This window comes from Caulobacter sp. GW821-FHT11E11 (assembly GCF_058808315.1).
On record NZ_JBXARO010000002.1, the window covers coordinates 199,053 to 224,604 of the forward strand.

Here is a 25,552-nt window from a genome sequence, read left to right on the forward strand (position 1 = left end):
CGAGAGCGTGATAGCCGAAAGTGGAAGCCGGTTTCGGCGGCCATCACGCTCCAGACAAGGAAGAAGAGGGCACGCCATGACCAACCCGATCGCCGACCCCATCGTCGAAGTGACCGACACCGACGCGATGACCCCGCTGGTCCACATCGACAGCACGCCCGACGGCGCGGTCACCGTGTGGATCAACCGGCCCGACAAGAAGAACGCCTTCGACGCCGAGACCATCGCCGGCCTGCGCGAGGCCTTCGAGACCCTGCACGGGGCCGAGGGCGTGCGGATCGTGTTCCTGCGCGGCGTGGGCGGTGCGTTCAGCGCCGGCGCCGACCTGGAATGGATGGGCGCGGCCGTCGAGTGGGACGAGGACGACAACCGCGACGACGCCTTGGGCCTGGCGCACATGCTGAAAGCCCTGCACGACATCCCGGCCCTGACCGTGGCCCTGGTCGAAGGCCCGGCCTTCGGCGGCGGCGCCGGCCTGGTGGCCGCCTGCGACCACGCCATCGCCCTGATCGACGCCAAGTTCTCGTTCTCGGAAGTGAAGCTGGGCCTGACCCCGGCGACCATCAGCCCCTATGTGATCCAGGCCTTGGGCCCGCGAACGGCCAAGCTGCTGTTCGCCACTGGCCGGGTGTTCGACGCCGACGACGCCTGGGGCTACGGCCTGGTCGACGAGGTGTTCGACGACGTCGCCAGCCTGGAAGTCGCCCGCGACGCCCTGATCGAGGAGATGCTGCCCTGCGCCCCCGGCGCGATCGGCGACGCCAAGGCCCTGGTCAACGACTTCGCTGGCCAGAAAATCGACAAGGGCCTGATCGAGGAGAGCGCCAAACGCATCGCCCGCCGCCGCGTGTCGGAAGAGGGACAAGAAGGCGTGCGCGCGTTCCTGGCTCGTCGTAAACCGTCCTGGGCTGAATAGACTCAATCAGGGGGCGTAGGGCGTGGTGACAGGTGTTGAACTGGAAGCGGCGGCGGCGGACTCGGCCGCCGGGCTCGTCGGGCGTCGCAAGAAGCCGTTCACCCATCAGGGCGAGCCTTGCAAGAACTGCGGGGCCTCGCTCGAGGGCTGGTTCTGCCACGACTGCGGCCAGAACGCCGACACCCATCACCGCTCGATCCTGCATCTGATCTGGGAGGCCATCGAGGGGATGTTCCACCTCGACGGTCGCCTGGCCAACACCCTGCCGCTGCTGTTCTTCAAGCCGGGCAAGCTGGCCAAGGACTACATGGAAGGCCGGATCGTGCGGCACGTGCCGCCGTTCCGCACCTTCCTGGTGGCCCTGCTGCTGTTCATCTTCGCGGCCGAGCACGCCATCCACGGCATCCGCCACGAGCAGGAGCTGAAGGAAGAGAAGGAAGCCCAGGCGCTGATGACGCATCAGGGCCGCAAGGCCAAGGCCGACGAGATCCGCAAGGACGCGACCACCGACCGCGCCGAGCGCCTGAAGGACGCCGTCGAGGAGCGCGACGCCGACCTCAAGGAAGCGGGCGCCGACAAGGCCGCGATCGCCGAAGAATATGCCGACGACGTCAAGAAGGCCGAGGACCGCTACGCCAAGGCGGTCGCCAAGGCCGAGGCTATCCAGAACAATCCCAACGCCGGCAAGGAGGCGCTGGACCGGCTGCACAACCGCAACGCCAATGCCGCCGAGCAGATCCGCGGGCTGGATTTCCAGAGCCCCGAGAAGCTCGAGGCTGGCGCGAACAAGCTCGCCGAGGCCCAGATCGGCGGCCAGCAGTTCAACGTGGTCGTGCCGGCCAACGCTGGCCACACCGCGCCGGAACATGCCACCGGCGGCCACGAAGCCAAGGAAGCGTCCAAGTACTTCCCCAAGGATGGCCTGGCCAAGGCCGTGGCCAACCCTGACTACTACCTTCTGGTGCTGTTCGGCTGGGCCCACCGCCTGGCGGTGCTGCTGCTGCCGATCATCGGCCTCAGCCTGGCCTTCGTCTATCTGAACAAGCGCCAGTACTTCATCTACGACCACCTGCTGGTGGCCACGAACCTGTTGTCGTTCTCGTTCCTGACCTGGGCGCTGGTGTTCGTGCTGCCAGGCGCGCTGGTGGCTCCGGCCCTGACGATCGTGTTGCTGTGGACGCCGATCAACCTCTTCCAGACCCTGCGCGGGGGCTACGGCTCCAGCATCGTCGGCGCCCTGCTGAAGACGTTCGTCGTCTGGTCCATGACCGTCGTCGCGTTCGCGTCCCTGCTCCTCGCTCTGATGGTCTTCACCCTTTCCCAGATGTAGGTTCCGCCTTGCTCTCCTCCGTCCTGATCGCCAACCGCGGCGAGATCGCCCGACGCATCATCCGCACCGCCCGCGAGCTGGGCGTGCGGACGATCGCCGTCTATTCGGAAGCCGACGCGAACGCCCCGTTCGTGCTGGAGGCCGACGCAGCGATCCTCATCGGTCCGGCGCCGGCCAAGGAGAGCTACCTGGATCCCAAGAAGATCCTGGCGGCTGCGAAACAGATGGGAGCGGAAGCCATCCACCCCGGCTACGGCTTCCTGTCCGAGAATGCCGACTTCGCCCAGAGCGTCACCGACGCGGGCCTGGTCTGGATCGGCCCGCCGCCCTCGGCGATCCGCGCCATGGGCCTGAAGGATGCGGCCAAGAAGGTGATGATCGAGGCCGGCGTGCCGACCACGCCGGGCTATCTGGGCGAGGACCAGTCGGTCGAGCGCCTGACGGCCGAAGCCGGCAAAATCGGCTTCCCGGTGCTGATCAAGGCCGTGGCCGGCGGCGGCGGCAAGGGCATGCGCAAAGTCGACCGCGCGGAGGACTTCGAGGCCGCTTTGGGCTCGTGCCGCCGCGAGGCCGCCGCCAGCTTCGGCGACGACCGCGTGCTGCTGGAGAAGTACGTCACCCGCCCGCGCCACATCGAGGTGCAGGTGTTCGGCGACACCCACGGCAATGTCGTCCACCTGTTCGAGCGCGACTGCTCGCTGCAGCGCCGCCACCAGAAGGTCATCGAGGAGGCTCCGGCCCCTGGCATGGACGAGGCCACCCGCGCCGCCGTCTGCGCCGCCGCCGTGAAGGCCGCCCAGGCGGTGGGTTATGTCGGGGCCGGCACGGTCGAGTTCATCGCCGACGCCTCCGAAGGTCTGCGCGCCGACCGCATCTGGTTCATGGAAATGAACACCCGCCTGCAGGTCGAGCACCCGGTCACCGAGATGGTCACTGGCCAGGACCTTGTCGAGTGGCAACTGCTGGTCGCTTCGGGCGAACCGCTGCCGCTGGAGCAGGACGAGATCACCCTGGACGGCTGGGCTATGGAGGCCCGCCTCTATGCCGAGAACCCCGCCACCGGCTTCCTGCCCTCGACCGGCAAGCTGAAGCACTTCCGCCTGCCGGAAGGCGATGTCCGCGTTGACAGCGCGGTGGAGGAGGGCGGCGAGGTCACGCCCTTCTACGATCCGATGATCGCCAAGCTGATCGCCCACGGCGCCGACCGCGAAGACGCTGCCCAGCGCCTCGCCGAGGCCTGCGCCCTGGTCGAGGTCTGGCCGGTCAAGACCAATGCCGCCTTCCTGGCCAAGTGCGCCAGCCATCCGGACTTCATCGACGGCGCGGTCGACACCGGCTTCATCGAAGCGCGCCTCGACGAGCTGGTCGAGCGCAGCTTCAGCGACGAGCCGGCCATGGCCGCGATCGGCTGGCGGCTGGACAGCTTCCTGGAGGCCGAGGCCCGCCGCGACCCGTGGGAAAGCGCGCCGTCCAAGCTGCTGGGCTTCCGCATGAACGCTCCGCGCGCGCCGATGCATCTGCCGATGTCGGCCGACGGCGAGGCCATGCCGCTGCAGGTAGCCCTGATCGGCGGCGGCAGCGAGGACTGGTCGTGGGACATCCGCCACCAGGACGGCGCGACCTTCGACGAGGTCACCCGCCTTCCGACCACCCACGGCAAGGGCCCGATCCAGGTGTTCGAGGGCGGCGACGTCCAGACCTTCGACTTCGAGGCCCAGGTCGGCGGCGCGGGCGAGGGCGCGGCCTTGGACGGCGCGATCCTGTCGCCGATGCCGGGCAAGATCGTCTCGGTCGCCGTCGAAGCCGGCCAAGTGGTCACCAAGGGTCAGACCCTGCTGACCCTGGAAGCCATGAAGATGGAACACGCCTTGGCCGCGCCGTTCGATGGCGTGGTGGCCGAACTGACCGTCGTCGCCGGCGGCCAGGTCAGCGAGGGCGTGGTGCTGGCGCGGCTGGAAGCGAAAGCCTAGCGCACCTTGCAGGTCATCGGGACCATCCGCCCCACGGTGTAGGTGACCTCGTCGCCCTTGCCGCGGATCGAGTGGGTGGGCGTTTCGTACCAGACGCCGGACGCCGCCGGCTTCTGCGGCAGCACGATCGCGGCGGTGCCATCCGAGCCGATGATGCTGGCCTGGCCTTCGCTATAGACCACCGTCAGGTCCGGCCCACGATCACAGCCATAGGTGACGCGGTGCTCGTCCTGAGGCGGCGTGGCAGGCGTGGCGGTGGCGCAGCCCGTGACCAGCGTGGCGGCGAGCGCCGGGACGATCATCTTCATTATCGCATCTCCCTTCTTTCGTGACACAACCAGGATAACGCACGTTAGGCCTACGGCGGCGTTCACCATTTTTGGAAATGATTAACCGCGAACCTTGGCCGTTCCTTAGGGCTTAGGCGCGATAACCATCCTCACAAGTTTGGTTCGGTTCCAGAAGGAATTAGGTGGGTATGAAACTCTCGATCGCTTTCGCCGCGGGTCTCGCTGGCAGCTTCTTCGTCGCTCAGGCCGCTTCGGCCGCCGGTGGTTTTGAAGACCAGATGGGCCGCTGCCTGCAGCAGTTCGCCAACACGCGCGACGCCGCGCAGGTGATGCTGGAATGCAGCGCCGCTGACGGCAAGCTGTCGGACTGCAAGGTCGTCGACAACAGCGCCGCCGGCAAGGGCTTCGACAAGGCCGCCATGTGCATCGCCGAGAAGCTGCCGATGGGCGCCAAGACCGGTTCGGTGAAGGTTCCCTTCCGCTTCCCGGGCGGCGCGTAAGTCTTAGACTTAGCGTCTGCGCTGAAATCGCCCCCGCTGGTTCGCCAGCGGGGGCTTTTTGCATTCCGGGCCTAGAGCAGGGTGCGCTGGGCCGGTTCGGGCGGGGGCGGATCCAGCGTCTCGCCGCGACGGCGCAGCTCGGTCTCGGCGCTGAAGCGCAGGGCCGCGTCGCGGTCCCTGGCGAAGGCTCGCAGGGTCTCGGCGTCCAGGCGCTGCCAGGGCTTGCCCCGGTCGGGACCGGTCGGCACACGGGGCAGCAGGCCCGGCTCGCGGCTCCAGGCCAATAGCTGTTCCAGCGAGGCCTCGTTCAGCATGTCGCGCAGGTGGTGGGCCGTGACATAGGCGTCGGGCAGGGCGCGGTGGGCCGGCAGGCCCAGCTCATGGACCAGGCCCTCGGGCATGCGCTGGTAGCGCAGCATCTGGTTGGAAAAGCTCTGCAGGTGGGGCCACAGCCGCAGGGCGCATTTCCAGGTACAGATCCACGGCGTCTCGCCCGTGAACCGGGGCGTGCAGTAGCGCTGCTCGAAGGCGGCGCGATGGGCGGCCAGGGCCTCGACGCCGCCTTCGGGGCGCAGGACGCCCGCCGCGATCTCGCGCCAGAACGGCGCGCCGGCGACCTCGGCGTCGAGGATGTGGTGCACCGCCATGGTTTCCGGCGAGATCGGATGGCCCGGATTGACCAGGTGCGCGCCGCGCTCTTCATCGAGACGCCAGCGGCCGTCGGGATCCTGGACGACGTCCTGCCAGCCGATCTCGCAGACGTCGTTGGGGCCGGAGCCTGCGGTCTCGAGATCGATGACGCGGACGCGGGTTGGGGACATTCAAGGATAATGGGGCTGGATCGTCCGCGATCCAACATTTGGCCCCAAAACAGAACCGCCGCTGCGGACGGCCCCCCACAAGGCATCCGTAACGGCGGTGTCGGGCTGTCGCCCCCCGCGCCCCCACAGAACGCGATTGACTAAGGGATAACGCTGTCATGCGGATCGTCGATCGCTTTCCCCCCATGCGCGAACAAGCGGCGAAGGGAGCGGTTGTGTTGCTCCGCCTACACGCTATCTAGCGACCTATGGCGCTGCACATCATCAAGCTGGTCGTCGGTTGCGACACCGTCGAGGATCTCCTGGCCTGGCACAAGGAGAGCGACCGCCCGTGGGTCATGCACACCCGCATGACGCCCAAGCGGATCGACGAGGTGCTGGACGGCGGCTCGCTGTACCGGGTGTTCAAGGGCCAGATCCTGTGCCGCCAGACGATCCTGGCCATCGACACGGTGGGCGAGGGGGCGGCGGCGCGCTGCGAGGTGACGATCGATCCGACCATCATCCGGGTCGCGCCGCAGCCGCGCCGGGCCTTTCAGGGCTGGCGCTATCTCAAGCCTGAGGATGTCCCGCCGGACCTGAGCGAACGTGAAGCCGCCGACCTGCCGCCGGACCTGGCCCGGCAACTGCGCGAACTGGGCGCCTGGTAGCTGCGCTGTAACTTTCGCGCGAGTTGTTAGCTTTCTGGCAACCGTGGAGAGTGTCATCTTGCCGCAGGGGATTGCGGAGGGATGACGATGAGAGCCGGTTTCGCTGCCTTGGGCGTCGGGATGCTGTTCATAGGCCTGGTCGCCGGCCTGTTGATCGCTCTCAAGCCGATCTAATCAGCCGACAGCCATGTTGTCGATGAGCCGCGTCTTGCCCAGCCACGCGGCGACCAGGATCCGGCCTTCGGCGCTGCCGATCGGACCGGGACCCAGGCGCGACAGGTCGCCGGCCTCGCGCACTTCCACATAATCGACCTGACCAAAGCCGGCCGCCTTCAGGGCGGCCGTCGCCTTTTGCTCGGCCGCGTCGATGCGACCACCGGCGGCCACTTCAGCGGCGGCGGCCTTCATGGCGTCGGGCAGGGCCACGGCGGCGGCGCGCTCGTCCGCCGACAGGTAGGCGTTGCGCGAGGAGAGGGCGAGGCCATCGTTGGCCCGCGCCGTCGGGGCGCCGATGATCTCGATGGGGATGTCCAGGTCGCGGGTCATGCGCTTGACCACCTGCAGCTGCTGGTAGTCCTTCTGGCCGAAAACCGCGACATCGGCTTGGCTCTGGATGAACAGCTTGGCCACCACCGTCGCCACGCCGCCGAAGAACTGCGGCCGGGCCGCGCCTTCCAGCGGCTCGGAGACGCCCGAGACACTGATCGCCGTGGCGAAGCCGGGGGCGTACATCTCCGCGCCGTTCGGGGCGAACAGCAGGTCACAGCCGACCGAGGCCAACTGCGCGACATCGGCGGCTTCGCCACGCGGATAGGCGTCGAAGTCCTCGTGCGGCGCAAACTGCTTGGGATTGACGAAGATGGTGGCGATCACCCGGTCGGCGCTCTGGCGGGCCAGGCGGATCAGGCTGAGGTGGCCTTCGTGCAGGGCGCCCATGGTCGGGACCAGGGCCACGCGCTGGCCGGCGGCCTTCCAGGCGCGCACGTGCTCGCGCATCTCGGCGACGGTGCGGACGATGGTCGGGCTGCTCATTGCGAAAGGGCTCCACGCGGACAGGCCCGGCTTATGACCTCGCGGCCTTGAGAGGTCCACTATCCCTTGCGGGAACTCAATGTCGGGGGTGCGACAATTATGCCTGTGGATTGAACCGGTTGACCCGATAGGGCGCTGGTAACATCGTGTTAACCTTCAGTCCAAGGTCGCGCCGAGTCGCGACGCATCGAGGATCGAGCCATGGCCGAAACGCGCGTCATCGTCGTCGGCAACGAAAAAGGTGGTGCGGGCAAGTCCACCATCGCCGTCCACCTTGCCACCGCGCTGCTGTACGGCGGCGCCAAGGTCGCCGTCCTCGACCTGGACCTTCGTCAACGCACCTCGGGCCGGTTCTTCGAGAACCGCGTCGCCTGGACGGCCAGCAAGAAGCTGGACCTGCCCATGCCGCTGTCGCTGACCCTCAGCGACAACGACATCGCCCTGGCCGAGAAGTCGGAAGACGAGCAGGTCGCCGGTTTCGAGGCCGCCTTCGCCAAGGCGGCGGAAGCGTGCGACTTCATCCTGATCGACACCCCAGGCGGCGACAGCGCCATCACGCGCCTGGCCCACGGCCGCGCGGACCTGGTCGTCACGCCGATGAACGACAGCTTCGTCGACTTCGACATGCTGGGCACCGTCGATCCGGTCACGCTGGAGCTGACCAAGCCCAGCCTCTATTCGCTGACCGTCTGGGAAGGCCGAAAGCAGCGCGCCCTGTCGGGCCAGCGCCAGGCCATGGACTGGGTGGTGCTGCGCAACCGCCTGGCCACGACCGAAGCCCGTAACCGCAAGCGCCTGGAGGACCGTCTTACGGCCCTGGCCAAGCGCGTCGGCTTCCGCATCGGCCCCGGCCTGCGCGACCGCGTCATCTATCGCGAGCTGTTCCCATTCGGCCTGACCATCGCCGACCTGTCGCCGCAGGTGCGTCCGGTGCCGGTGTCGCTGCAGCATCTGGCCGCCCGCCAGGAACTGCGCGCCCTGATGCACAGCCTGGGTCTGTCGGCCTATTCGGGCGAGACCCTGCTGGCGGCGCAGTAGTCCAACAGCTACATGACTAGGAGCGGGCGGCCGGGGCGACTGGCCGCCCGTTTTCGTATTTGGAGTTGCGATGCTGTACCTGCTGCTGGGCGCGGCCATCCTCGTCTTCCTGCTGTGGCCGAAGGGTCGCGCGTTCCTGAACGGCGACGGCTGGCGGGTCGGCGCGGGCGCGGCCTCGATCGCCGCCTTCGCCGCGGCCGCCTACGCCACGATCCGGGGCTCGTGGGGTACGGGGATCGTGCTGGGCGTCATCGGCCTGTGGAGCGTCACCGAAGCCCGCCGCAGGCCCATCATCCGCCGCGAGATGGTCCAGCCGCCCAAGGCCGAACTCAGCCTCACCGAAGCCCGCGCCATCCTGGGCGTGAGCGCCGACGCCAGCCTGGCCGAGGTCAAGGCGGCCTATACCCGCCTGATCCAGATGGCCCATCCCGACAAGGGCGGCACCGAGGGGCTGGCCGCCCAGCTGAATGCCGCGCGGGATCGTTTGATCAAGCGCCGCAGCTGAGCTAGGACAGGGACATGATCAATCGCGAACGCTTCTGGCGCCGCCGGTCCTCCGGCCAGACCTGCTCGGTATGACGCTCTGACTTCGTGCAGAGCGAGCCGCCGTATGCGGCTCAAGACGTCATTTCAGTTCGGACTTTTGATCACCCCATGACCACCCAAACTATCGATTGGGCCGAGCGCTTCAGCGAGCGCATGGCCCGTGTCCGCGCGAGCGAGATCCGCGAGCTTCTCAAGCTGTTGGATCAGCCCGACATCCTGTCGTTCGCCGGCGGCATACCCGATCCCGGCCTGTTCCCGGCCGAGCAGATCCAGGCCGGCTATGACGCCATCCTGGCCGATCCGGCCCTGTCGCGGCAGGCGCTGCAATATTCGGTCAGCGAGGGCTATCTGCCGCTGCGCCAGTGGATCGCCGAGCGCATGACCCGTGACGGCATGCCGTGCGAGCCGCACAACATCATGCTGACCGCCGGCTCGCAGCAGGCGCTGGACCTGATCGGCAAGCTGTTCGTCAGCCCGGGCGACACCGTCGTGGTGGCCCGCCCGACCTATCTGGGCGCGCTGCAGGCCTTCAATGGCTACCAGCCGGCCTATCGCGACCTGCCGGAAGGCGCGTTGCAGGATCCGACGAGCACCGACCTGCCGCACGGCGCGCTCGGCTATTTCGTGCCCGACTTCGCCAACCCGACCGGCGTCAGCCTGACCCTGGAAGAGCGCGAAGGCGTGCTGGCCCTGGCCGACGCCCTGGACATGACCCTGGTCGAGGACGCGGCCTATCGCGAGCTGCGCTTCATCGGCGAGTCGACCCCGACCCTGCTGGCCCTCGACATCGCCCGCGCGGGCAGCATCGACAACGCCCGCACCATGTTCCTGGGCACCCTGTCCAAGACCCTGTCGCCGGCCCTGCGCATCGGCTGGGTCTGCGGCCCCAAGGCGGTGATCGAGAAGCTGGTCTTGCTCAAGCAAGGCGCCGACCTGCACGTCTCAACGATCAACCAGATGGTCGCCCACCGCGCCGTCTCGGAAGGCTACGACCAGCACCTGCACCGCCTGCGCGGCGCGTACGGCGCCAAGGGGCGGGCGATGCTGGCGGCCCTGGAACGGACAATGCCCGAAGGCGTGACCTGGTCGCGTCCCGAGGGCGGCATGTTCGTCTGGATCGACTTGCCGGAAGGCATCGACGGCGCGGCGCTGCTGGCCCGGGCCATCGAGGAAGAGCGCGTGGCCTTCGTGCCGGGCGCGCCGTTCTATGCCGAGGTCCAGAAGGCCAACGCCATCCGCCTCAGCTACTCCCTGCCGACCGACGCCCAGATCGAAGAGGGCGTCGAGCGGATCGCCAGGCTGATCCGCAAGGTCGTCGCCGGGGGCTAGAAAAGCAAAACCCCGGAAGGCCAGGCCTTCCGGGGTTTCTTGTCTCTGGATTGCCCCAGGGCCTTACGGCTGCAGCACCATGCAGGGCACGCGCTTGGCCTTCAGGGCCGAGCAGGCGCTGCGGGCGGCGTCCGAGGTCATGCCCTGGAACTGGGCGCGGAAGGTGCCGCCAGCGCCTTCGACGGCGCCCTCGGCTTCGGCGACCATCTTGGCGAAGCGGCCGCGCACCAGCTTCAGCTGGTCGTTGGCCAGCGACTTGGACTTGAACGCGCCGACCTGCACGCCCCATTCGCCCTTCGGCTTTTTGATCGCCTTGGGAGCGGCGGTCTTCGGCTTGGCGGCTTCCTGGGCGCCGCGCAGGGTGGGGGAGACCTTCACCGGGCCCGGATTGCGCGGGTTCTCGGTCAGCACGATCCGCAGGCCGGCCTGGTCGCCGTCGCCCTGTTCGGTCGAGGGACGCTCGATGGGGCCCGAGGGCTCTTCTTCGAAGATGTTGGCGGCGATAGTGGTGCGCTCGCCGCGCGAGCGACGCTTCATCACGTCGAAGCCGGTCAGCAGCAGGTCTTCCATGTTGTTGTCGCGCCAGGCGGTCGAGGGGCCGCCCAGGACCACGGCGATGAGGCGGCGACCATCACGCACGGCCGAGCCGGCGAGGTTGAAGCCCGAAGCGTTGGTGTAGCCGGTCTTCAGGCCGTCGAACCCTTCCATGCTGTCCAGCAGGCGGTTGTGGCCTTTGACGTAGTTGCCCCGGAAGTAGAAGCCCTTCACGGCGAAGTAGCTGTAGTACTGCGGGAAGTCGCGCATCGTGGCGCGCGACAGCACGGCCAGGTCGCGAGCGGTCGAGATCTGGCGGCTGTCGGGCAGGCCCGAGGCGTTCACAAAACGGGTATTGCGCATGCCCAGCTCCTGGCCGCGCAGGGTCATCAGGGCCGAAAAGCGCGACTCACTGCCGGCGAGTCGCTCGGCCATGGCCACGGCGACGTCATTGGCCGACTTCACGGTCATGGCCTTGATGGCCTCGTCGACGCTCATGCTGTCGCCGGGGGCGATGCCGATCTTGGTCGGGGCCTGGGCGGCCGCGCGGGGCGACATGACGACTCGGTCCGTCAGCTTCAGGCGGCCTTCGCTCAGCGCCTCGAAGGTCAGGTACAGGGTCATCACCTTGGTGACCGAGGCGGGGTAGCGGGGGCTGTCAGCCCGTTTGTCGTAAAGGACTTCACCCGAATTGGCGTCGATCACGATCGCCGCGTATTTCGGCTCCTGAGCGTTCAGCTGCAGATAGGGTATGGCGGCCGAAGCGGTGGTCGGCGCGGCGGCGCCGAACAGGCACGACAGAGCCAGGCCGGCAGCGGCTAGCAGGGAACGGGCGGAGGTAAGCTTGGCGAACATCGAGCAGCGTCCGTCATTTGAACTGGGAAGCGGTTCCGCACCGCTACACGCGTGACCAGTAACATGATGGAAGCGGCCTTTCGCTAAAGTAAACAACTGGTGAGCGATCTTGCCGCAGGCGTGAATAAATCAGGCGCGTGCTTCCAATGCTGCAGCTTCGAGGCGGTTGACCCTGCGTCATGGTGCGCTGCACAAAATCATTGACTGCTGCACTGCAACATGAGAGAACCGCGGTGTTCCAAGCGCAGATGGGCGAGTTGCAGCTCGTCCCATTCGCCCCGCTCGATTTTTCCTCCCCAGGAGACTCCCATGGCCGCCGCCGAAACCGTCAAGAACACCGTCGAACAATACGCCACCGCCTCGAACCAAGCGTTCAAGGACGGCGTCGAGAAGTCGCTGGCCGCTCTGGCCGAAGCCAACACCCACTCGAAGAAGAACCTGGAAGCCGTCGTCGCTTCGGTGACCGCCGCCACCAAGGGCGCTGAAGCCCTGGGCGCCCAGACCTTCGCCTACGGCAAGAAGGCCGCCGAAGACCAAGTCGCCGCCGCCAAGTCGCTGGCCTCGGCCAAGAGCGTCCAGGAAGCCGTCGAGCTGCAGACCGCCTGGGCCAAGTCGGCTCTGGAAGCCTACATCGCGCACGTCAGCCGCGCTTCGGAGATCGTCTCGGCCTCGATCAAGGACTCGGTGAAGCCGCTGAACGAGCGCACCACCGCCGCCGTTGAGAAGTTCCAAGCCGCTCGCTAAGCGCCGCTTCGATACAAGATCGGAAAGCCCGGGCCTCACGGTCCGGGCTTTTTTCTTTTGCGCCTTGAGCTGCCGCGTTAAGCATGGCCCCACTGAATTTCCGAGTGGAGCGCGTGCATGTCGAAGGTCGAGGAACGTCTGAAGGCGATCGGGATCGCGCTGCCCCAGCCGGTGGCGCCGGTGGCCAACTACGTGCCCTACGTCCGCTCCGGCAACCTCGTGACCATCTCCGGCCAGATCTCGATCGCGGCCGATGGCGGCATCAAGGGCACGGTCGGCGTCGACGTCGACCTGGAGACGGCCCAGAAGGCCGCCCGCATCTGCGGGATCAACCTGCTGGCCCAGATGAAGGCCGCCTGCGACGGCGACCTGGACCGCGTGGTCCGCGTCGTGAAGCTGGGCGGCTTCGTCCAGGCCGGTCCCGACTTCATCGACATCCCCAAGGTCATCAACGGTTGCTCGGACCTGATGGTCGAGGCCCTGGGCGACGCCGGCCGCCACGCCCGCTCGGCCGTGGGCGTCTACAAGCTGCCCCTCGGCTTCGCGGTCGAGGTCGATGCGGTGGTGGAGATCGCCTGATGCGCTCGCGCGAACGCCCCTCGACCGATGTCTTCGGCGAGGCGTGGGAGCGCCTGTTCGATCCGCCGGTGGCCCATCGCGGCCTCTGGACCCCCGACGGCGCGCCGGAGAACAGCCTGGCCGCCTTTCAAGCTGCTTGCGCCGGCGGCTACGGCATCGAGCTGGACGTTCAACTGACCGCCGACGGCGAGGCCGTGGTCTTCCATGACGACCGCCTGGAGCGCATGACCGGCCAGGAAGGCCGCTTGCGCGATCACACCGCCGCCGAGCTCGGGGCCATGGCCCTGAAGGGCACGGACGAGACCATCCCAACCTTGGCCGATACGCTGACCATGATCGGCCATCGCGCCATGGTCTTCATCGAGCTGAAGACGCCGTTCGGGGACGTAGGGCCACTGGAGAAGCGGGTCACCGAGGTGCTGGTCGACCACAACGGCCCGACCGCCGTGATCGGCTTCAACCCCTATTCGCACGCCTGGTTCGCCGACCATCACCCGCAGATCCTGCGCGGCCTGGACAGCTACAGCTGGAACGACGAGGGCGCCCGCAAGCTTGCCCCTGAAATGCGCAAGTCGCTGGCGGCGCTGGAGCAGGTCGAGATCGCCCGCCCTGATTTCCTGGCCCTGGGCCTGGACATGTTGCCCAGCCCGCGCGCCGACCTATATCGCGGCAGGGGCATGCCCGTGATCGCCTGGACGGTCCGGTCGCCCGACCAGTGGGAAGGCGTGCGCGACCATTGCGACAATCTGATCTTCGAGGGCTTCACGGCGTGAGTTCTGTCCAGTCGGCGGTTCGCGTCCATCGCGACATCGCCGAGATCGGCAAGGACGCCTGGGACGCCTGCGCCGCGCCGACGGGCGATCCCTTCGTCAGCTACGACTTCCTGTCGATCCTGGAGGAGAGCGGCTGTGTCGGTCCCCGCACCGGCTGGGCGCCGCAGCACCTGTCGGTCCTGGACGACAATGACGTCGTCGCCGGCGTCATGCCGCTCTATCTGAAGTCCCACAGCCAGGGCGAATACGTCTTCGACCACGCCTGGGCCGACGCCTATGAGCGGGCCGGCGGGCGGTATTATCCCAAGCTCCAGTGCTCCTCGCCGTTCTCGCCGGTCACGGGTTCGCGGCTGATCGTGCGGCCGGATGTCGATCCCGACGAGGGCCGCAACGCCTTGCTCGGCGGAGCCCTGACCCTGTGCGAACGCATGGGAGCCTCGTCGCTGCACGTGACCTTCCCGGTCGAGGAAGAGTGGGCCTGGATGGGCGAGCGCGGCATGCTGCTGCGCCAGGACCAGCAGTTCCACTGGGAAAACCGCGACTACGCGACCTTCGACGACTTCCTGGCGGCCTTGTCGGCCAACCGCCGCAAGACCATCCGCCGCGAACGCCGCGACGCCCAGGACGGTCTCGAGATCGTCGCCTTGACCGGCGACGAGCTGGCCGAAGAGCACTGGGACGCATTCTTCGGCTTCTACATGGACACCGGCAGCCGTAAGTGGGGCCGGCCGTATCTGAACCGGCGTTTCTTCTCGCTGCTGCAGGAGCGGATGGCCGACAAGGTGCTGCTGATCCTGGCGCGTCGTCCTGGTGGGGATTGGATCGCCGGGGCGCTGAACCTGCTAGGCCGGGACTGCCTCTATGGCCGCCACTGGGGCTGCAGCGAGGACGTGCCGTTCCTGCACTTCGAGCTCTGCTACTATCAGGCCATCGCGCACGCGATCCGGCTGGGCCTGCCGCGTGTCGAGGCCGGGGCGCAGGGCCAGCACAAGATCGCCCGCGGCTATCTGCCCAGCGCCGTCTATTCGGCCCACTGGATCGCTGACACAGCCCTGCGCGAACCGGTGGCGCGCTACCTCGAACGCGAACGCGAGGCGGTCGACGCCGACATCGAGATGCTGACGGAAGAGTATTCACCCTTCCGCCATACCCCGGATCCGCGCCGCGGCGGCGGCTAGCCCAGCCGCACCTCGGCGACCTTGTCCTTGTAGTCGGTCTTCGGATCGACCCCGAGCATCATCTTCACGCCGGCGAACAGGCTGTGTTCGTTCAGCCAGATCTGGGCGTTGCCGGGCTCGAAGCACAGCAGGCGGATCTTGGGATCGTCCTTGCCTTCGAACCAGGCGGCGACGAAGGGATTCCAAAGGCGATCGATCGTCTCGCGGTCGGTGTCGATCCGCAGGGACCCGTCGACCGCCGCGAACAGGTGGTGGCCCTTGTCGGCGAAGTGGATGAAGGCCTCGCGGCCCTGGCTGCTCAGCGACTGGACGAGGTCGGTCTCCGACGACGTGAAGATCCAGATCGGACCGGAGTCGTCCTCGATCTGGGCGGTCATCGGCTGGGCGCGGCCACGTTCGACGTCAGGCAGGCCCAGCATCACGGTGCGGTCCGACTTGAGGGCTTTCCAGAACTTCTCGGCCAGATCGGCTTCGTTGGACATCGTGGTCTCCTTGTTTCGCGGAGACCAACGGGGGGCCGGGGAGGGGCGTTCCTAGGGCGCAGCTTAGGCCGGTTTCAGGGCGTCCGCGACGACCTCTTCGAGCACGCCGAGATCCACGTCCTTCAAGGACCTTAACCGGATGCAATAGCCCGTGATGTTGGCTTTCCCGAGCCGTCCACCATAGGTCTGGGCCAGGAATGTCTTGTCCGTGAGGCCCATGACATAGACCGAAAGCCCGGACATGTTGGCGCTCAGGCCGACCTTGTAGAATGCCCTGGAGTCGCCGGCGGCATAGCTGAGCGTTTCGGCTCCGTAGCCGATGTTCGGATTGGTGACGATCTTGCCCTCTTCGTTCCTGCCATCCAGGAACCAGAGCTGGGCGTCAGGCGAAATCGCCAGGAAACGCTGGTGCAAATCCCGCAATTCCTGACGCTTGGTCGGAGATTGATCGTCGATATATCGGTCGATCTGTTCGCGTACGCTCATGCCAAGGGTCTCCCTTTTCCATGAAGACGATCGCGCTCGCCCGAAACCGACACGGCGGGCTGACTTTTAGGACCGCTCCCAAGCCGCCTTCAGCAGCGCCTTGACCTCGTCGTCGACCTCGGCAGGCGAGGCGAGGGGCAGCTTGGCCTTCAGGCGTTCGGACCAGGCCTCGTTCTTGGGCTCCAGCAGGCGGGAGGACGCGTCGGGCGTCACGGCTAGCCCCAGCATCGCCTTGCCGCCCTTGACCGGCTTCAGGGCCGCGAACTGCGCCTTGTGGGACCAGGCGGTCACCGCCTTGCGCTGGCCGGTCACCAGTCCCGGGAAAGCGGCGACGGCCGCCTCGACCGCCTCCAGGATCGCGGTGGAGGCCGGGTCGGTCCACAGTGCCGCGCGCAGGCCGTCGGCGTCGTCCCAGCCCATTTCCGACGGAAAGGCGACGCCAAAGATCGTGGCGGCGCGGTTCTGGCCGATGCCGTAGGTGGCCTTTAGCCAGTCGTTGCGGGCCTTGGGCTTGGTCTCCTTGCACTCGGCGCGCACGATCTCGACCCATTGCTCCAGCGTCTTGCCGGTCTCGCGCTCCAGGTTGGCGCGGACGGAGGCGAACCACTTCTGCTGCTGCTCGGTGAGGCCTTGGCTGCTCATGCGGGTAGTCCTTGGAAGAAGGCGGTCAGCTCGGCCAGCAGGCGCTCGCGGCCGCGCTCGGGCCGGTCCAGGTGGACGAAGTGGGTGGCGTCCGGGATCTCGACCGTAGTGACCCGGGCGCTGCGCTCGGCGTCGGCGGCGAATGCGGCGACATCGGCCGAGCGACTCCAGAAGTCGCTGCCCGAGCGGATCAGCAGCACCGGCGCGGTGATCGAGCCGGCGTCATAGAGCCGTCGCCCACAGGCCTGGTGGAAGCTGTCCTCCAGCGCCCCCAGCGGCGCGCGGAAGCGGGATGGGTTGCCGACGGCCGATCGGGGATCGCTGGCCAGGGCGGCCTGGGCCAGCGCGGTGGCGACGGCGGGATCGCGCCAGGCGTCCTTGTCGGCTACGGGGATGTTGCTGTTCCAGCGGTCCAGCAGCGAGGTCCCGGCATAGAGGGCGTAACCGCCGGTCGCCGGATCGAAACGACGGGGCTGGCCGGGCTGGGCGAAGTTCGAGCCGGGACCCAGCATCGGGTGGACATCCGAGCCGCCATAGAGGGCGTTCAGGGTGACGAGGCCCGACACGGTCTCGGGCTTCAGCGCGGCATGCCAGCTAGCCCACAGGCCGCCGGTGGCCCAGCCGAGCATGGCGGGGCGCCGCCCACCGTTGCGCTTGGCGGCCAGCTTCACGACGGCGTCGAGGTCGCGGACGACCTCGTGGGCGCGGGCGAGGGGACGGCTCTTTTCGGGTGGCAGGTCCATGGCCGGCGGACGCTGCGAGCCGCCATAGCCGCGCGCGTCGGGCAGGTAGACGCGGCGGTTCAGCTTCATCGCCAGATCCGCCGCCAGCGATCCGCCGGGGACGGCCAGATCGAACGAGGCGATCCCGGGCGCGCGGGCCCCGTGGACCAGGATCAGCGGCGCGCCACGCGGGGCGCGCGGAGCGACCTCTCGCACATGGATGCGAACGCCGTCGTCGGTGATGGTGAACAGTTCGGCGCGGGTCACGCCGTCGGCGCGGGCGGCGGTCGCCAGCAGCGCCGGGGCGGCCGCCAAGACGGCGCGGCGGGACCAATCCGGTCTCGTCGACATTTGCGCTGCGCCTCCCGTTTGCTACCACCGTCCCGTCAAAGGGAGACGGTCATGAGCCTCGACGGACGCTACGACACCGGCAACATCTTCGCCAAGATCATCCGGGGCGAGATCCCCTGCGTGAAGGTGTTCGAGGACGACAAGGTCCTGGCCTTCATGGACGTCTTCCCGCAGTCGCGCGGCCACGCCCTGGTGATCTCCAAGGTCAGCCAGGCGCGTAACCTGCTGGAGGTCGAGGCCGACGTGCTGGCGGACCTGGCCGCCGCGACCCAGAAGCTGACCCGCGCGGTGGTCGCCGCCCTGAAGCCCGATGGCGTGGTCGTCACCCAGTTCAACGGCGCCCCGGCCGGCCAGACGATCTTCCACCTGCATTTCCACGTCATCCCCCGCTACGAGGGCGCGGCCCTGGGTCGTCACGGCGAAGGCGGCATGGCCGATGTCGAGGAACTGAAGGCCCTGGCGACGCGGATTTCGGCGGCGCTCTAGGCGAAGTTTCCATTGCTGTCCCTCGGCGAGCGACGTTAGGTTGAGCGCGTCGAGGGGCTGTCTTGCGTCTGCATCCGATCACCCAACTGATGTTACTGTCCGCCTTGCTGATCGTGGGCAGCGACGCGGCGTGGCTGATCGCCCTGGTCAAGACGCTCCAGGGGAGCGACGCCCGGCCGTTCGATGTGTCCATGACCACGCAGATCGGTCTCTGGGGCTGGATGGTCGCGCCGCCCCTGCAGATGATCGCCTACGCCCTCGAGGCGTTGGGGATGGCCTTTGTCATCGAAATCCTCTCACGGATCCTGGCCGACCTGAAACGCCGCAACCTCGCGCCGACGGAACGATAGACGATGTCAGACCCTTCGCCCTCCGATCGCCTCGCCGATAGCTCCGGTCGGCTGCTGGCCGCGTCGGGCGGCTGGCATCCGATCACCAGGCTGATCGTCCTGGCCGGGGTCATCCATCTGCTGGGCGACGTCATCAATGTCGTCACGGCGATCGCGAAGGTCGCTCCGGCCGGCTACTGGACGAGCATCCCGCTGGACACGGTGGCAGCCTGGCTGGGCGCTTTCGGCTATTCCCTGACCTTCTTCGGCACGGCCGCCATGGTCGAGTTCCTGGCGCGCATCTGGCGCGAAGTCGTGCTGCTGCGAAAGGCGCGCGAGCGCTGAAACCCGGATCGGGACCGCCTGGGCTAGGGTGCGGAGCCCGTTTCGGGCTAGCGCGTTAGCGGTAACCGACGATCGCGCCGGACCGGGACCCCATGCTTGAATTCGAGGAAGGCCGCAAAGGCCTGCGCCGCCTGATCTACGCCAGCCGCTTCACCGGCGACGGGGACTTCGGCGAGCTGGTGCGGACGATCGTCAACGCCTCGATCCAGAACAATCGCCTGGTCGACGTGACCGGCTTCCTGCTGGCGGGCGAGCGCCTCTTCCTGCAGTGGCTGGAGGGGCCGGCGACGGCAGTCGAGGAGACCTACGCGCGGATCGCGCAGGACAAGCGCCACGCCGACCTCATCACGATCGCCGATGGTTCCGCCGAGCGCCGCAAGTTCCGCGACTGGAACATGGGTCAGCACCGCCTGGGCGTGGCAGATCAGGCTTTGCTGTCGGAGGTCGGGCTGGAAGTCTTCAATCCCACCGGCCTGGACGCGGAACGCGCCGAACGCCTGCTGCTACGCGCCGGCGAGCGACACCTGCGAGGCGGTTAGGGCGTCAGTTTGATCAGGGCGGTGGAGATGGTCATCAGCACCGCCACACCGCTCAGGATCGCCCAACCTTGAAGGCGGATCTTCTCGCTGAGATCGGCGCGAAGGCTTTCCATCAGCGCCGAGCGTGTCGAAGGCAATAGCGGCCAGAACCACGCGCCAATCGTTGTTCTTGTGATGTCCACAATCTTCACGACAGCTGAAACGAAAAGGGCCCGGATCGCTCCGGGCCCTTCGCTAGGTCTGTGACTTCAAGCCTACTCGGCCATCGCCGGTTCGGCCTCGTCGGTCGTCTTGCTGGCTTTCGGATCGGGGGTGCTCTCGATCTCGAAGGCGATCTTGCCGTTCTCGAGCACCACCTTGACGTGGCCGCCGCGAACCAGGCGTCCGAACAGGATGTCGTCGGCCAGGGGCTTCTTGATGTGCTCCTGGATGACGCGACCCAGCGGGCGGGCGCCGTACAGTTCGTCGAACCCGTTCTTGGCCAGCCAGTCGGCCGCGTCGTCGCTCAGCGAGATCGTCACGTTCCGGTCGGCCAGCTGGGCCTCCATCTGCATGACGAACTTCTGCACGACCTGGCGGATGATCTCCGGCGTCAGCGGCTTGAAGGCCACGACCGCGTCGAGGCGGTTGCGGAATTCCGGCGTGAACAGACGCTTGAGGGCGGCCTCTTCCTCGCCGACCACCTTGTCGCGACCAAAGCCGATGGACTGGCGTTGGGCGTCAGAGGCGCCCGCATTGGTGGTCATGATCAGGACCACGTTGCGGAAATCGACCTTCTTGCCGTTGGAGTCGGTGAGGACCCCGTGATCCATGACCTGCAGCAGGATGTTGTAGACGTCCTGGTGGGCCTTCTCGATTTCGTCGAGCAGGACCACGGCGTGCGGGTGCTGGTCGACGGCGTCGGTCAGCTGGCCGCCCTGGTCGAAGCCGACATAGCCGGGAGGAGCGCCGATCAGGCGGCTCACGGTATGGCGCTCCATGTACTCCGACATGTCGAAGCGGATCATCTCGATGCCCAGCGTCGAGGCCAGCTGCTTGGCGGCTTCGGTCTTGCCGACGCCGGTGGGGCCGCTGAACAGGAACGAGCCGATCGGCTTGTCCGCGTCGCGAAGACCGGCGCGGGCCAGCTTCATGGCCGAGGACAGCTGCATGATCGCGTCGTCCTGACCGAACACGGCGCGCTTCAGGTCCGTTTCCAGCTCCTTCAGCGCCTCGGTGTCCGACTTCGAAACCGACTTCGGCGGGATGCGGGCGATCTTGGCCACGACGGCCTCGATCTCCTTGACGCCCAGGACCTTCTTGCGACGGCCTTCCGGCAGCAGCATCTGGCCAGCGCCCGCTTCGTCGATCACGTCGATCGCCTTGTCGGGCAGCTTGCGGTCGGTGATGTACTTGGCCGACAGCTCGACCGCGACCTTCAGGGCGTCGGCCGTGTACTTCAACTTGTGGAAGTCCTCGTAGTAGGTCTTCAGGCCCTTGAGGATCTTGATGGTGTCTTCCACCGACGGTTCGTTCACGTCGATCTTCTGGAAGCGACGGACCAGAGCCCGATCCTTCTCGAAGTGCTGGCGGAACTCCTTGTAGGTGGTCGAACCCATGCAGCGCAGGCTGCCCGAGGCCAGGGCGGGCTTCAGCAGGTTCGACGCATCCATCGCCCCGCCGCTGGTCGCGCCGGCGCCGATCACGGTGTGGATCTCGTCGATGAACAGCACCGCGTTGGGGTGGTTCTCGAGTTCCTTGACCACCTGCTTGACGCGTTCCTCGAAGTCGCCGCGATAGCGGGTGCCGGCCAGCAGCGCGCCCATGTCGAGCGAGTAGATGGTGGCGCCGGCCAGGACTTCAGGGACCTGGTTGGTGATGATCTTGCGGGCCAGGCCCTCGGCGATGGCGGTCTTGCCGACGCCGGGATCACCCACGAGCAGCGGGTTGTTCTTGGTGCGACGGCACAGGATCTGGATCGCGCGTTCCACTTCGTTCGCGCGGCCGATCAGCGGGTCGACCTTGCCCTGGCGGGCCTTTTCGTTGAGGTCGACGCAATAGGCTTCCAGAGCCTCGCCGCCCGTCTTGGTGTTGGGCTTCTCGCCGTCTTCCTCGGTCTGGTTAGAGCCGGCGCTGGCGCCCTTGACGCTCTTGGCTTCCGAGGCGCCGGCCTTCTTGGCGATGCCGTGGGCGATGAAGTTGACCGCGTCGTACCGCGTCATGTCCTGCTCTTGCAGGAAGTAGGCGGCGTGGCTCTCGCGTTCGGAGAAGATGGCGACCAGCACATTGGCGCCGGTCACTTCTTCACGGCCGGACGACTGGACGTGGATCACCGCGCGCTGGATCACGCGCTGGAAGCCTGCGGTCGGCTTGGCGTCCTCGTCGTCGTCCACGACCAGCGAGGACAGCTCGACATCGAGATAGTTCGAGAGGCTCTTCTTCAGCGCGGCGAGATCAACATCGCACGCCCGCATTACGCCGGCGGCGTCCTCGTCATCGGTGAGGGAAAGCAGAAGATGCTCCAGCGTGGCGTACTCGTGCTTACGCTGATTGGCGTACGCGACGGCGCGATGCAGGGACTCTTCCAGGGGGCGCGAAAAAGAGGGCAACGGGGAGGCTCCTCAGTCCTTTTCCATGGTGCACTGTAATGGGTGCTGATGGCGTCGCGCCGAGTCTATGACCTGGGCGACCTTGGTTTCTGCGACTTCGTATGTGTAGACACCGCAGACACCGACGCCGTTCTGGTGAACGTGCAGCATGATACGGGTAGCGTCTTCACGCGACTTGTTGAAGAACCGTTCGAGAACGTAGACCACGAACTCCATCGGAGTGTAGTCGTCGTTGAGAATCAGAACTCGATAAAGCGACGGCTTTTGCGTCTTCGGCTTCACTTCCGTGACGACCGACGACCCAGCGCCGTTACCTTGTCCGCCTTGCTTCCGCTCGGCCATCGACTTGTTCTCTCCTGGCGAGCAAATCACCCGCCTGCCTGAATTAGATATGGAAACGCGGCGGCATTGGAAGAGCCTGACACGCGCCTGCGCCGCTTTAGCACAGGGACGCCCAGGAATTCGGCTTCACATTTGGGAGAGCGAAGACCGCCAACGAACGGTTCCAGAGCATGGCAGCCGAAAGTGTGAGCGGTTTCGGCGCCCGCCATGCTCTGACTTTAGAGGACGAACAGATCGATCGCGATCGATCTGTTCGGGGGGAGAGGCCCAAATGGTTAGCGACTATCGGTCGCGCAAGGGGGAAGCAGCGCGACTCGGCTAGCGGCCCTTCAGCGCTCGTCCGCTGACCACGGCGGCCGCCCCGAACTTGCCGCGCAGGGCGTCGATCGCTGTCTCGTTCTTCAAGGTGCGGCGCTCGTCGTCGGCGAACATGTCCGAGCCGGCGGTCTCGGCGTCGACGAACTCTGTCAGGCCCGCGCCGATCAGGCGGTAGGACAGGCCCGGTTTCTCGGCCGCCAGCAGTTCGCGCGCCACCTGGAACAGGGTGCGGGCCGTCTGGGTCGGCACGGCCAGGGTGCGGCGACGGGTGTGGATCTTAAAGTCGGGGGTGCGCAGCTTCAGCGTCGCCACGCGGCCGGCGACGCCTTCCTTGCGGGCCTGCTTGGCGACCTTTTCGCAGAGCGGCCAGAGCTCGTCCTCCAGCGCCTCGCGTTTGTGCAGATCGTCGTTGAAGGTGGTTTCGGCGCTGATTGTCTTGCGGGCCTGGTCGGGATCGACCATCCGGCTGTCCTGGCCGTGGGCCAGGCGATGCAGGCGCAGGCCGCCGGAACCCAGTTGCTTGGCCAGCAGCTTCAGGTCCGCCGCGGCGATGTCGCCGACCGTCTTCAGCCCGATCTCGGCCAGGGACGCGACGGTGGCCGGCCCGACGCCCGGCAGGATACTGACCGGCTTGCTCGCCAGGAAGCTCTGGGCCTCGGCCGCGCCGATGGCCGAGAAGCCACGCGGCTTGTCCAGTTCCGAGGCGATCTTGGCCAGGAACTTGTTGGGGGCCAGGCCGATCGAGACGGTCAGGCCGATGTCGCGCTCGATCTCGGCCTGCAGCCTGGCCAGCATGGCGGCGGGCGTCGCGCCGTGCAGGCGCTCGGTGCCGGTCAGGTCGATCCAGGCCTCGTCCAGCGACAGCGGCTGGATCAGCGGCGTGAGCTTGTCGAGCTTCTCGTGGATCCGCCGGCTCTCTTCCTTGTACTTGGCGAAGTTGGGCTTGATGACCACGGCCTGCGGGCACAATTTCAGCGCCTTGTACATCGGCATGGCCGAGCGGGGGCCGCTCATGCGGGCGATGTAGCAGGCGGTGGTGACCACCCCGCGCTTGCCGCCGCCGACGATCACCGGCTTGTCGCGCAGGCTCGGATCGTCGCGTTTCTCGACCGAGGCGTAGAAGGCGTCGCAGTCCAGGTGGGCGATCGAGAGGGTCCCCAGCTCCTCATGGAAGATCGTGCGCGGCGAGGCGCAGGACGGACAGCGCGAAGCCTTGGCCTCGCCCGTCCACCCGCAGTCGCGGCACAGGGACTTCATATGAGGGCTCCTAGGCCTCCGGCGGCCACAGCCAGACCGCGCCGCGCACGCCCGAGCTGTCGCCGTGGACGGCCTTCTTCACCGGCGTCTCGAATACGTCCGAGAACACATGCGGGGCGATGGCGGCCGGCAGGCGCTCATACAGAGCGTCGACATTCGACATGCCGCCGCCCAGCACGATGACATCCGGGTCGATGACATCGCAGATCGCGGCCAGGCCTCGGCTCAAGCGGTCGACATAGCGGTCCAGGGCCGCGGCGGCCGAGGCGTCGCCCGACTGGATGGCGTCCATGGTCGCCTGGCCGGTCGGGAAGCCCGCATCGCGCGAGAAGGCCGGGCCGGCGACCCATTTCTCCATGCACCCCTTGCGGCCGCACCAGCACTCGGGGCCGGGATATTCTTCCGGCTTGGGCCAGGGGAGGGGCATGTGACCCCACTCGCCGCCGAAGCCGTTGTGGCCGTCGATGATCCGGCCGTCGACAACGACCCCGCCGCCACAGCCGGTGCCGATGATGACCGCGAAGACCACGCGCTGGCCGGCGCCCGCGCCGTCGGCGGCTTCCGACAGGGCCAGGCAGTTGGCGTCGTTGGCCAGCCGCACCGGACGGGCCAGGCGCTGGGTCAGGTCCTCGCCGAAGCGCTGGCCGTTCAGATAGGTGCTGTTGGCGTTGCGGATCAGGCCCGAGCGGGGCGAGATCGAGCCGGGGATCCCCAGCCCCAGTCGCGCGCAGGTCGCGCCGGCCATGCACTCGGCGTCCTTGACCAACTCGGCCACGACGTCCAGCGCGTCCTTGTAGTTCCCGGGATTGGGTTTGCGAACGCGGGCGACGAACTGGCCCGAAGCGTCGAGGGCGGCCGCCTCGATCTTGGTGCCGCCGAAGTCGATGCCGAAGCGGATCATTTAAACAGACGCTCCTCGATCGCCGCCTTCAGGGCGGGCCACTCGTCTATGCGCGCGTGACGATCGGGGGCGGAAGGAGCGAAGGGGCGCAGGCGCTCGTCGCTGACCATCTGGAACCGGCCGACACGCGGGGCTTTCTCCGCCACCGATTCGAGCTGCGGCAAAAGGTCGTCGATGAAGACGGCGGGGCCCGTGGTGCGATCGGACAGTTCGGCGGCAGGCGGCCCCTTGGGACCGCTGTTGATGATCAGGGGGTAGTCGAAGCCGTGGGTTTTCAACCACTTGATCCGCGCCAGGCGGCCGTGTTCGGGCGCATTGGTCAGGATGACGACCTGCGCGCGGGTCGACAGGTCGGCCAGGGCGTCGGCCGCGCCGATCGCCGGCAGCAGGTCGTCGGCCCCGTCGCGGAAGAAATCGTCGAACAGGGCCTTGCCCGCGATCAGATCGAGGTGTTCCGTCTCTCCAGGCCGATAAAGGTTCTGGAACAGGGCGAAACGGTCGACCCGCAGCTCGAAGCCATGGCGCTCCACAAAGGCGCCGAAACCGCGCATGAACTGGGCCAGCACCTCGTCGACATCGACGATGACCAGCGGCGCGGCGGAGGAAATGGCGCAGGCCTGGAGGTCGGAGTACTGTTGTTCCATGATCTCGGATCGTTGGGTCTTAACGCGATTAGCGC

Annotated in this window: 30 protein-coding genes and 2 pseudogenes; 17 read left to right on the top strand and 15 right to left on the bottom strand. The window is 67.2% G+C overall.

Annotated features, from left to right (window positions below; all coding sequences use genetic code 11):
- The first annotated feature begins 76 nt into the window (after positions 1 to 76).
- From AC1RR5_RS05000 to AC1RR5_RS05010, 3 genes are read left to right on the top strand one after another with little or no spacing between them, the layout of a single operon-like run.
- Positions 77 to 916, top strand: a complete 840-nt coding sequence (locus AC1RR5_RS05000) for an enoyl-CoA hydratase-related protein (protein ID WP_492919996.1) — start codon at positions 77 to 79, stop codon at positions 914 to 916.
- Positions 917 to 938: 22 nt separating this feature from the next.
- Positions 939 to 2,246, top strand: a complete 1,308-nt coding sequence (locus AC1RR5_RS05005; protein WP_492919997.1) for a DUF3667 domain-containing protein — start codon at positions 939 to 941, stop codon at positions 2,244 to 2,246.
- 8 nt (positions 2,247 to 2,254) lie between these two features.
- Complete coding sequence (locus AC1RR5_RS05010) at positions 2,255 to 4,216, top strand: acetyl/propionyl/methylcrotonyl-CoA carboxylase subunit alpha (protein ID WP_492919998.1); 1,962 nt, start codon at positions 2,255 to 2,257, stop codon at positions 4,214 to 4,216.
- On the opposite strand, the gene AC1RR5_RS05015 is transcribed toward AC1RR5_RS05010, so the two are convergent.
- Positions 4,213 to 4,524: an MliC family protein gene (locus AC1RR5_RS05015; RefSeq protein WP_492919999.1), complete on the bottom strand. Its 312-nt coding sequence runs from the start codon at positions 4,522 to 4,524 to the stop codon at positions 4,213 to 4,215. The genes AC1RR5_RS05010 and AC1RR5_RS05015 overlap by 4 nt on opposite strands.
- 170 nt (positions 4,525 to 4,694) lie before the next feature.
- On the opposite strand from AC1RR5_RS05015, the gene AC1RR5_RS05020 reads away from it, so the two are divergent.
- The gene (locus tag AC1RR5_RS05020; RefSeq protein WP_492082516.1) at positions 4,695 to 5,006 is read left to right on the top strand and encodes a hypothetical protein; all 312 of its coding nucleotides are present in this window, start codon (positions 4,695 to 4,697) and stop codon (positions 5,004 to 5,006) included.
- Between the two features lie 71 nt (positions 5,007 to 5,077).
- Here AC1RR5_RS05020 and AC1RR5_RS05025 read toward each other — a convergent pair whose 3' ends face one another.
- Positions 5,078 to 5,827 carry a DNA polymerase III subunit epsilon gene (locus AC1RR5_RS05025; protein ID WP_492920000.1) on the bottom strand — a complete coding sequence of 250 codons (750 nt, stop codon included), beginning with the start codon at positions 5,825 to 5,827 and terminating at the stop codon, positions 5,078 to 5,080.
- A 248-nt stretch (positions 5,828 to 6,075) separates the two neighbouring features.
- Between AC1RR5_RS05025 and AC1RR5_RS05030 the strand changes: the two genes are divergently transcribed.
- Positions 6,076 to 6,477: a DUF1489 family protein gene (locus AC1RR5_RS05030; protein WP_492920001.1), complete on the top strand. Its 402-nt coding sequence runs from the start codon at positions 6,076 to 6,078 to the stop codon at positions 6,475 to 6,477.
- A gap of 174 nt (positions 6,478 to 6,651) precedes the next feature.
- Here AC1RR5_RS05030 and panC read toward each other — a convergent pair whose 3' ends face one another.
- Entirely contained in the window at positions 6,652 to 7,509 is an 858-nt protein-coding gene (gene panC / locus AC1RR5_RS05035) for a pantoate--beta-alanine ligase (protein ID WP_492920002.1), read from the bottom strand.
- 201 nt (positions 7,510 to 7,710) lie between these two features.
- Here panC and mipZ point away from each other — a divergent pair, with 201 nt between their 5' ends.
- The 4 genes from mipZ to AC1RR5_RS05055 all read left to right on the top strand — a co-directional run bounded on the left by mipZ (position 7,711) and on the right by AC1RR5_RS05055 (position 10,422).
- Positions 7,711 to 8,547 carry a division plane-positioning ATPase MipZ gene (gene mipZ, locus AC1RR5_RS05040; RefSeq protein ID WP_492920003.1) on the top strand — a complete coding sequence of 279 codons (837 nt, stop codon included), beginning with the start codon at positions 7,711 to 7,713 and terminating at the stop codon, positions 8,545 to 8,547.
- Positions 8,548 to 8,617: 70 nt separating this feature from the next.
- Positions 8,618 to 9,052 carry a J domain-containing protein gene (locus tag AC1RR5_RS05045; protein WP_492920004.1) on the top strand — a complete coding sequence of 145 codons (435 nt, stop codon included), beginning with the start codon at positions 8,618 to 8,620 and terminating at the stop codon, positions 9,050 to 9,052.
- Positions 9,053 to 9,066: 14 nt separating this feature from the next.
- Positions 9,067 to 9,126, top strand: a complete 60-nt coding sequence (locus AC1RR5_RS05050) for a hypothetical protein (protein WP_024265769.1) — start codon at positions 9,067 to 9,069, stop codon at positions 9,124 to 9,126.
- Positions 9,127 to 9,201: 75 nt separating this feature from the next.
- Positions 9,202 to 10,422: an aminotransferase-like domain-containing protein gene (locus AC1RR5_RS05055; RefSeq protein ID WP_492920005.1), complete on the top strand. Its 1,221-nt coding sequence runs from the start codon at positions 9,202 to 9,204 to the stop codon at positions 10,420 to 10,422.
- 63 nt (positions 10,423 to 10,485) lie between these two features.
- On the opposite strand, the gene AC1RR5_RS05060 is transcribed toward AC1RR5_RS05055, so the two are convergent.
- Positions 10,486 to 11,811: a serine hydrolase gene (locus tag AC1RR5_RS05060; RefSeq protein WP_492920006.1), complete on the bottom strand. Its 1,326-nt coding sequence runs from the start codon at positions 11,809 to 11,811 to the stop codon at positions 10,486 to 10,488.
- A gap of 309 nt (positions 11,812 to 12,120) precedes the next feature.
- Here AC1RR5_RS05060 and AC1RR5_RS05065 point away from each other — a divergent pair, with 309 nt between their 5' ends.
- The 4 genes from AC1RR5_RS05065 to AC1RR5_RS05080 all read left to right on the top strand — a co-directional run bounded on the left by AC1RR5_RS05065 (position 12,121) and on the right by AC1RR5_RS05080 (position 15,085).
- Positions 12,121 to 12,555 carry a phasin family protein gene (locus AC1RR5_RS05065; protein ID WP_492920007.1) on the top strand — a complete coding sequence of 145 codons (435 nt, stop codon included), beginning with the start codon at positions 12,121 to 12,123 and terminating at the stop codon, positions 12,553 to 12,555.
- A 117-nt stretch (positions 12,556 to 12,672) separates the two neighbouring features.
- Positions 12,673 to 13,134, top strand: coding sequence for a RidA family protein (locus tag AC1RR5_RS05070; RefSeq protein WP_492920008.1), 462 nt, complete (start codon positions 12,673 to 12,675; stop codon positions 13,132 to 13,134).
- Positions 13,134 to 13,907, top strand: a complete 774-nt coding sequence (locus AC1RR5_RS05075) for a glycerophosphodiester phosphodiesterase (RefSeq protein WP_492920009.1) — start codon at positions 13,134 to 13,136, stop codon at positions 13,905 to 13,907. The genes AC1RR5_RS05070 and AC1RR5_RS05075 overlap by 1 nt, the downstream gene beginning before the upstream one ends.
- Entirely contained in the window at positions 13,871 to 15,085 is a 1,215-nt protein-coding gene (locus AC1RR5_RS05080; protein WP_492920010.1) for a GNAT family N-acetyltransferase, read from the top strand. The genes AC1RR5_RS05075 and AC1RR5_RS05080 overlap by 37 nt, the downstream gene beginning before the upstream one ends.
- On the opposite strand, the gene AC1RR5_RS05085 is transcribed toward AC1RR5_RS05080, so the two are convergent.
- The 4 genes from AC1RR5_RS05085 to AC1RR5_RS05100 form a co-directional block, all read right to left on the bottom strand.
- A complete protein-coding gene (locus AC1RR5_RS05085; RefSeq protein WP_492920011.1) occupies positions 15,082 to 15,567 on the bottom strand; it encodes a pyridoxamine 5'-phosphate oxidase family protein in 486 nt (161 codons plus the stop codon). The genes AC1RR5_RS05080 and AC1RR5_RS05085 overlap by 4 nt on opposite strands.
- Before the next feature lie 63 nt (positions 15,568 to 15,630).
- On the bottom strand, positions 15,631 to 16,053 hold the full coding sequence (locus AC1RR5_RS05090; RefSeq protein WP_492920012.1) for a hypothetical protein: 423 nt from the start codon (positions 16,051 to 16,053) through the stop codon (positions 15,631 to 15,633).
- Between the two features lie 66 nt (positions 16,054 to 16,119).
- Positions 16,120 to 16,695, bottom strand: coding sequence for a DUF4287 domain-containing protein (locus AC1RR5_RS05095; protein WP_492920013.1), 576 nt, complete (start codon positions 16,693 to 16,695; stop codon positions 16,120 to 16,122).
- The gene (locus AC1RR5_RS05100) at positions 16,692 to 17,768 is read right to left on the bottom strand and encodes an alpha/beta hydrolase (RefSeq protein WP_492920014.1); all 1,077 of its coding nucleotides are present in this window, start codon (positions 17,766 to 17,768) and stop codon (positions 16,692 to 16,694) included. The genes AC1RR5_RS05095 and AC1RR5_RS05100 overlap by 4 nt, the downstream gene beginning before the upstream one ends.
- A gap of 51 nt (positions 17,769 to 17,819) precedes the next feature.
- On the opposite strand from AC1RR5_RS05100, the gene AC1RR5_RS05105 reads away from it, so the two are divergent.
- The 4 genes from AC1RR5_RS05105 to AC1RR5_RS05120 all read left to right on the top strand — a co-directional run bounded on the left by AC1RR5_RS05105 (position 17,820) and on the right by AC1RR5_RS05120 (position 19,467).
- Complete coding sequence (locus AC1RR5_RS05105) at positions 17,820 to 18,254, top strand: HIT family protein (RefSeq protein WP_492920015.1); 435 nt, start codon at positions 17,820 to 17,822, stop codon at positions 18,252 to 18,254.
- A gap of 62 nt (positions 18,255 to 18,316) precedes the next feature.
- Positions 18,317 to 18,604: a hotdog family protein gene (locus tag AC1RR5_RS05110; protein WP_492920016.1), complete on the top strand. Its 288-nt coding sequence runs from the start codon at positions 18,317 to 18,319 to the stop codon at positions 18,602 to 18,604.
- A gap of 3 nt (positions 18,605 to 18,607) precedes the next feature.
- Positions 18,608 to 18,928 carry a hypothetical protein gene (locus AC1RR5_RS05115; RefSeq protein WP_492920017.1) on the top strand — a complete coding sequence of 107 codons (321 nt, stop codon included), beginning with the start codon at positions 18,608 to 18,610 and terminating at the stop codon, positions 18,926 to 18,928.
- A gap of 92 nt (positions 18,929 to 19,020) precedes the next feature.
- Positions 19,021 to 19,467, top strand: coding sequence for a BLUF domain-containing protein (locus AC1RR5_RS05120; RefSeq protein ID WP_492920018.1), 447 nt, complete (start codon positions 19,021 to 19,023; stop codon positions 19,465 to 19,467).
- Here AC1RR5_RS05120 and AC1RR5_RS05125 read toward each other — a convergent pair.
- The 7 genes and pseudogenes from AC1RR5_RS05125 to AC1RR5_RS05155 all read right to left on the bottom strand — a co-directional run.
- A pseudogene (locus AC1RR5_RS05125) lies at positions 19,464 to 19,586 on the bottom strand (hypothetical protein); the annotation flags it as partial. The gene AC1RR5_RS05120 and the pseudogene AC1RR5_RS05125 overlap by 4 nt on opposite strands.
- A 135-nt stretch (positions 19,587 to 19,721) precedes the next feature.
- A complete protein-coding gene (clpA, locus tag AC1RR5_RS05130) occupies positions 19,722 to 22,055 on the bottom strand; it encodes an ATP-dependent Clp protease ATP-binding subunit ClpA (RefSeq protein ID WP_492920019.1) in 2,334 nt (777 codons plus the stop codon).
- Positions 22,056 to 22,067: 12 nt separating this feature from the next.
- Positions 22,068 to 22,397: an ATP-dependent Clp protease adapter ClpS gene (gene clpS / locus AC1RR5_RS05135; protein WP_099576690.1), complete on the bottom strand. Its 330-nt coding sequence runs from the start codon at positions 22,395 to 22,397 to the stop codon at positions 22,068 to 22,070.
- 26 nt (positions 22,398 to 22,423) lie between these two features.
- A pseudogene (locus tag AC1RR5_RS05140) lies at positions 22,424 to 22,564 on the bottom strand (hypothetical protein); the annotation flags it as partial.
- 151 nt (positions 22,565 to 22,715) lie between these two features.
- Positions 22,716 to 23,972 (bottom strand): DNA polymerase IV, encoded by a 1,257-nt coding sequence (locus AC1RR5_RS05145; protein WP_492920020.1) that lies wholly within the window; start codon positions 23,970 to 23,972, stop codon positions 22,716 to 22,718.
- Positions 23,973 to 23,982: 10 nt separating this feature from the next.
- Positions 23,983 to 24,873, bottom strand: a complete 891-nt coding sequence (locus tag AC1RR5_RS05150; protein WP_492920021.1) for an ROK family protein — start codon at positions 24,871 to 24,873, stop codon at positions 23,983 to 23,985.
- Entirely contained in the window at positions 24,870 to 25,517 is a 648-nt protein-coding gene (locus tag AC1RR5_RS05155; RefSeq protein WP_492920022.1) for a hypothetical protein, read from the bottom strand. The genes AC1RR5_RS05150 and AC1RR5_RS05155 overlap by 4 nt, the downstream gene beginning before the upstream one ends.
- Positions 25,518 to 25,552: the final 35 nt, after the last annotated feature.

Coding starts and splice junctions, on each gene's coding strand:
- AC1RR5_RS05000 (WP_492919996.1), top strand. CDS start 77: ATGACCAACCCGATCGCCGACCCCATCGTCGAAGTGACCGACACCGAC.
- AC1RR5_RS05015 (WP_492919999.1), bottom strand. CDS start 4,524: ATGAAGATGATCGTCCCGGCGCTCGCCGCCACGCTGGTCACGGGCTGC.
- AC1RR5_RS05020 (WP_492082516.1), top strand. CDS start 4,695: ATGAAACTCTCGATCGCTTTCGCCGCGGGTCTCGCTGGCAGCTTCTTC.
- AC1RR5_RS05025 (WP_492920000.1), bottom strand. CDS start 5,827: ATGTCCCCAACCCGCGTCCGCGTCATCGATCTCGAGACCGCAGGCTCC.
- AC1RR5_RS05030 (WP_492920001.1), top strand. CDS start 6,076: ATGGCGCTGCACATCATCAAGCTGGTCGTCGGTTGCGACACCGTCGAG.
- panC (WP_492920002.1), bottom strand. CDS start 7,509: ATGAGCAGCCCGACCATCGTCCGCACCGTCGCCGAGATGCGCGAGCAC.
- mipZ (WP_492920003.1), top strand. CDS start 7,711: ATGGCCGAAACGCGCGTCATCGTCGTCGGCAACGAAAAAGGTGGTGCG.
- AC1RR5_RS05045 (WP_492920004.1), top strand. CDS start 8,618: ATGCTGTACCTGCTGCTGGGCGCGGCCATCCTCGTCTTCCTGCTGTGG.
- AC1RR5_RS05055 (WP_492920005.1), top strand. CDS start 9,202: ATGACCACCCAAACTATCGATTGGGCCGAGCGCTTCAGCGAGCGCATG.
- AC1RR5_RS05060 (WP_492920006.1), bottom strand. CDS start 11,811: ATGTTCGCCAAGCTTACCTCCGCCCGTTCCCTGCTAGCCGCTGCCGGC.
- AC1RR5_RS05065 (WP_492920007.1), top strand. CDS start 12,121: ATGGCCGCCGCCGAAACCGTCAAGAACACCGTCGAACAATACGCCACC.
- AC1RR5_RS05070 (WP_492920008.1), top strand. CDS start 12,673: ATGTCGAAGGTCGAGGAACGTCTGAAGGCGATCGGGATCGCGCTGCCC.
- AC1RR5_RS05075 (WP_492920009.1), top strand. CDS start 13,134: ATGCGCTCGCGCGAACGCCCCTCGACCGATGTCTTCGGCGAGGCGTGG.
- AC1RR5_RS05085 (WP_492920011.1), bottom strand. CDS start 15,567: ATGTCCAACGAAGCCGATCTGGCCGAGAAGTTCTGGAAAGCCCTCAAG.
- AC1RR5_RS05090 (WP_492920012.1), bottom strand. CDS start 16,053: ATGAGCGTACGCGAACAGATCGACCGATATATCGACGATCAATCTCCG.
- AC1RR5_RS05095 (WP_492920013.1), bottom strand. CDS start 16,695: ATGAGCAGCCAAGGCCTCACCGAGCAGCAGCAGAAGTGGTTCGCCTCC.
- AC1RR5_RS05100 (WP_492920014.1), bottom strand. CDS start 17,768: ATGTCGACGAGACCGGATTGGTCCCGCCGCGCCGTCTTGGCGGCCGCC.
- AC1RR5_RS05105 (WP_492920015.1), top strand. CDS start 17,820: ATGAGCCTCGACGGACGCTACGACACCGGCAACATCTTCGCCAAGATC.
- AC1RR5_RS05115 (WP_492920017.1), top strand. CDS start 18,608: ATGTCAGACCCTTCGCCCTCCGATCGCCTCGCCGATAGCTCCGGTCGG.
- AC1RR5_RS05120 (WP_492920018.1), top strand. CDS start 19,021: ATGCTTGAATTCGAGGAAGGCCGCAAAGGCCTGCGCCGCCTGATCTAC.
- clpS (WP_099576690.1), bottom strand. CDS start 22,397: ATGGCCGAGCGGAAGCAAGGCGGACAAGGTAACGGCGCTGGGTCGTCG.
- AC1RR5_RS05145 (WP_492920020.1), bottom strand. CDS start 23,972: ATGAAGTCCCTGTGCCGCGACTGCGGGTGGACGGGCGAGGCCAAGGCT.
- AC1RR5_RS05150 (WP_492920021.1), bottom strand. CDS start 24,873: ATGATCCGCTTCGGCATCGACTTCGGCGGCACCAAGATCGAGGCGGCC.
- AC1RR5_RS05155 (WP_492920022.1), bottom strand. CDS start 25,517: ATGGAACAACAGTACTCCGACCTCCAGGCCTGCGCCATTTCCTCCGCC.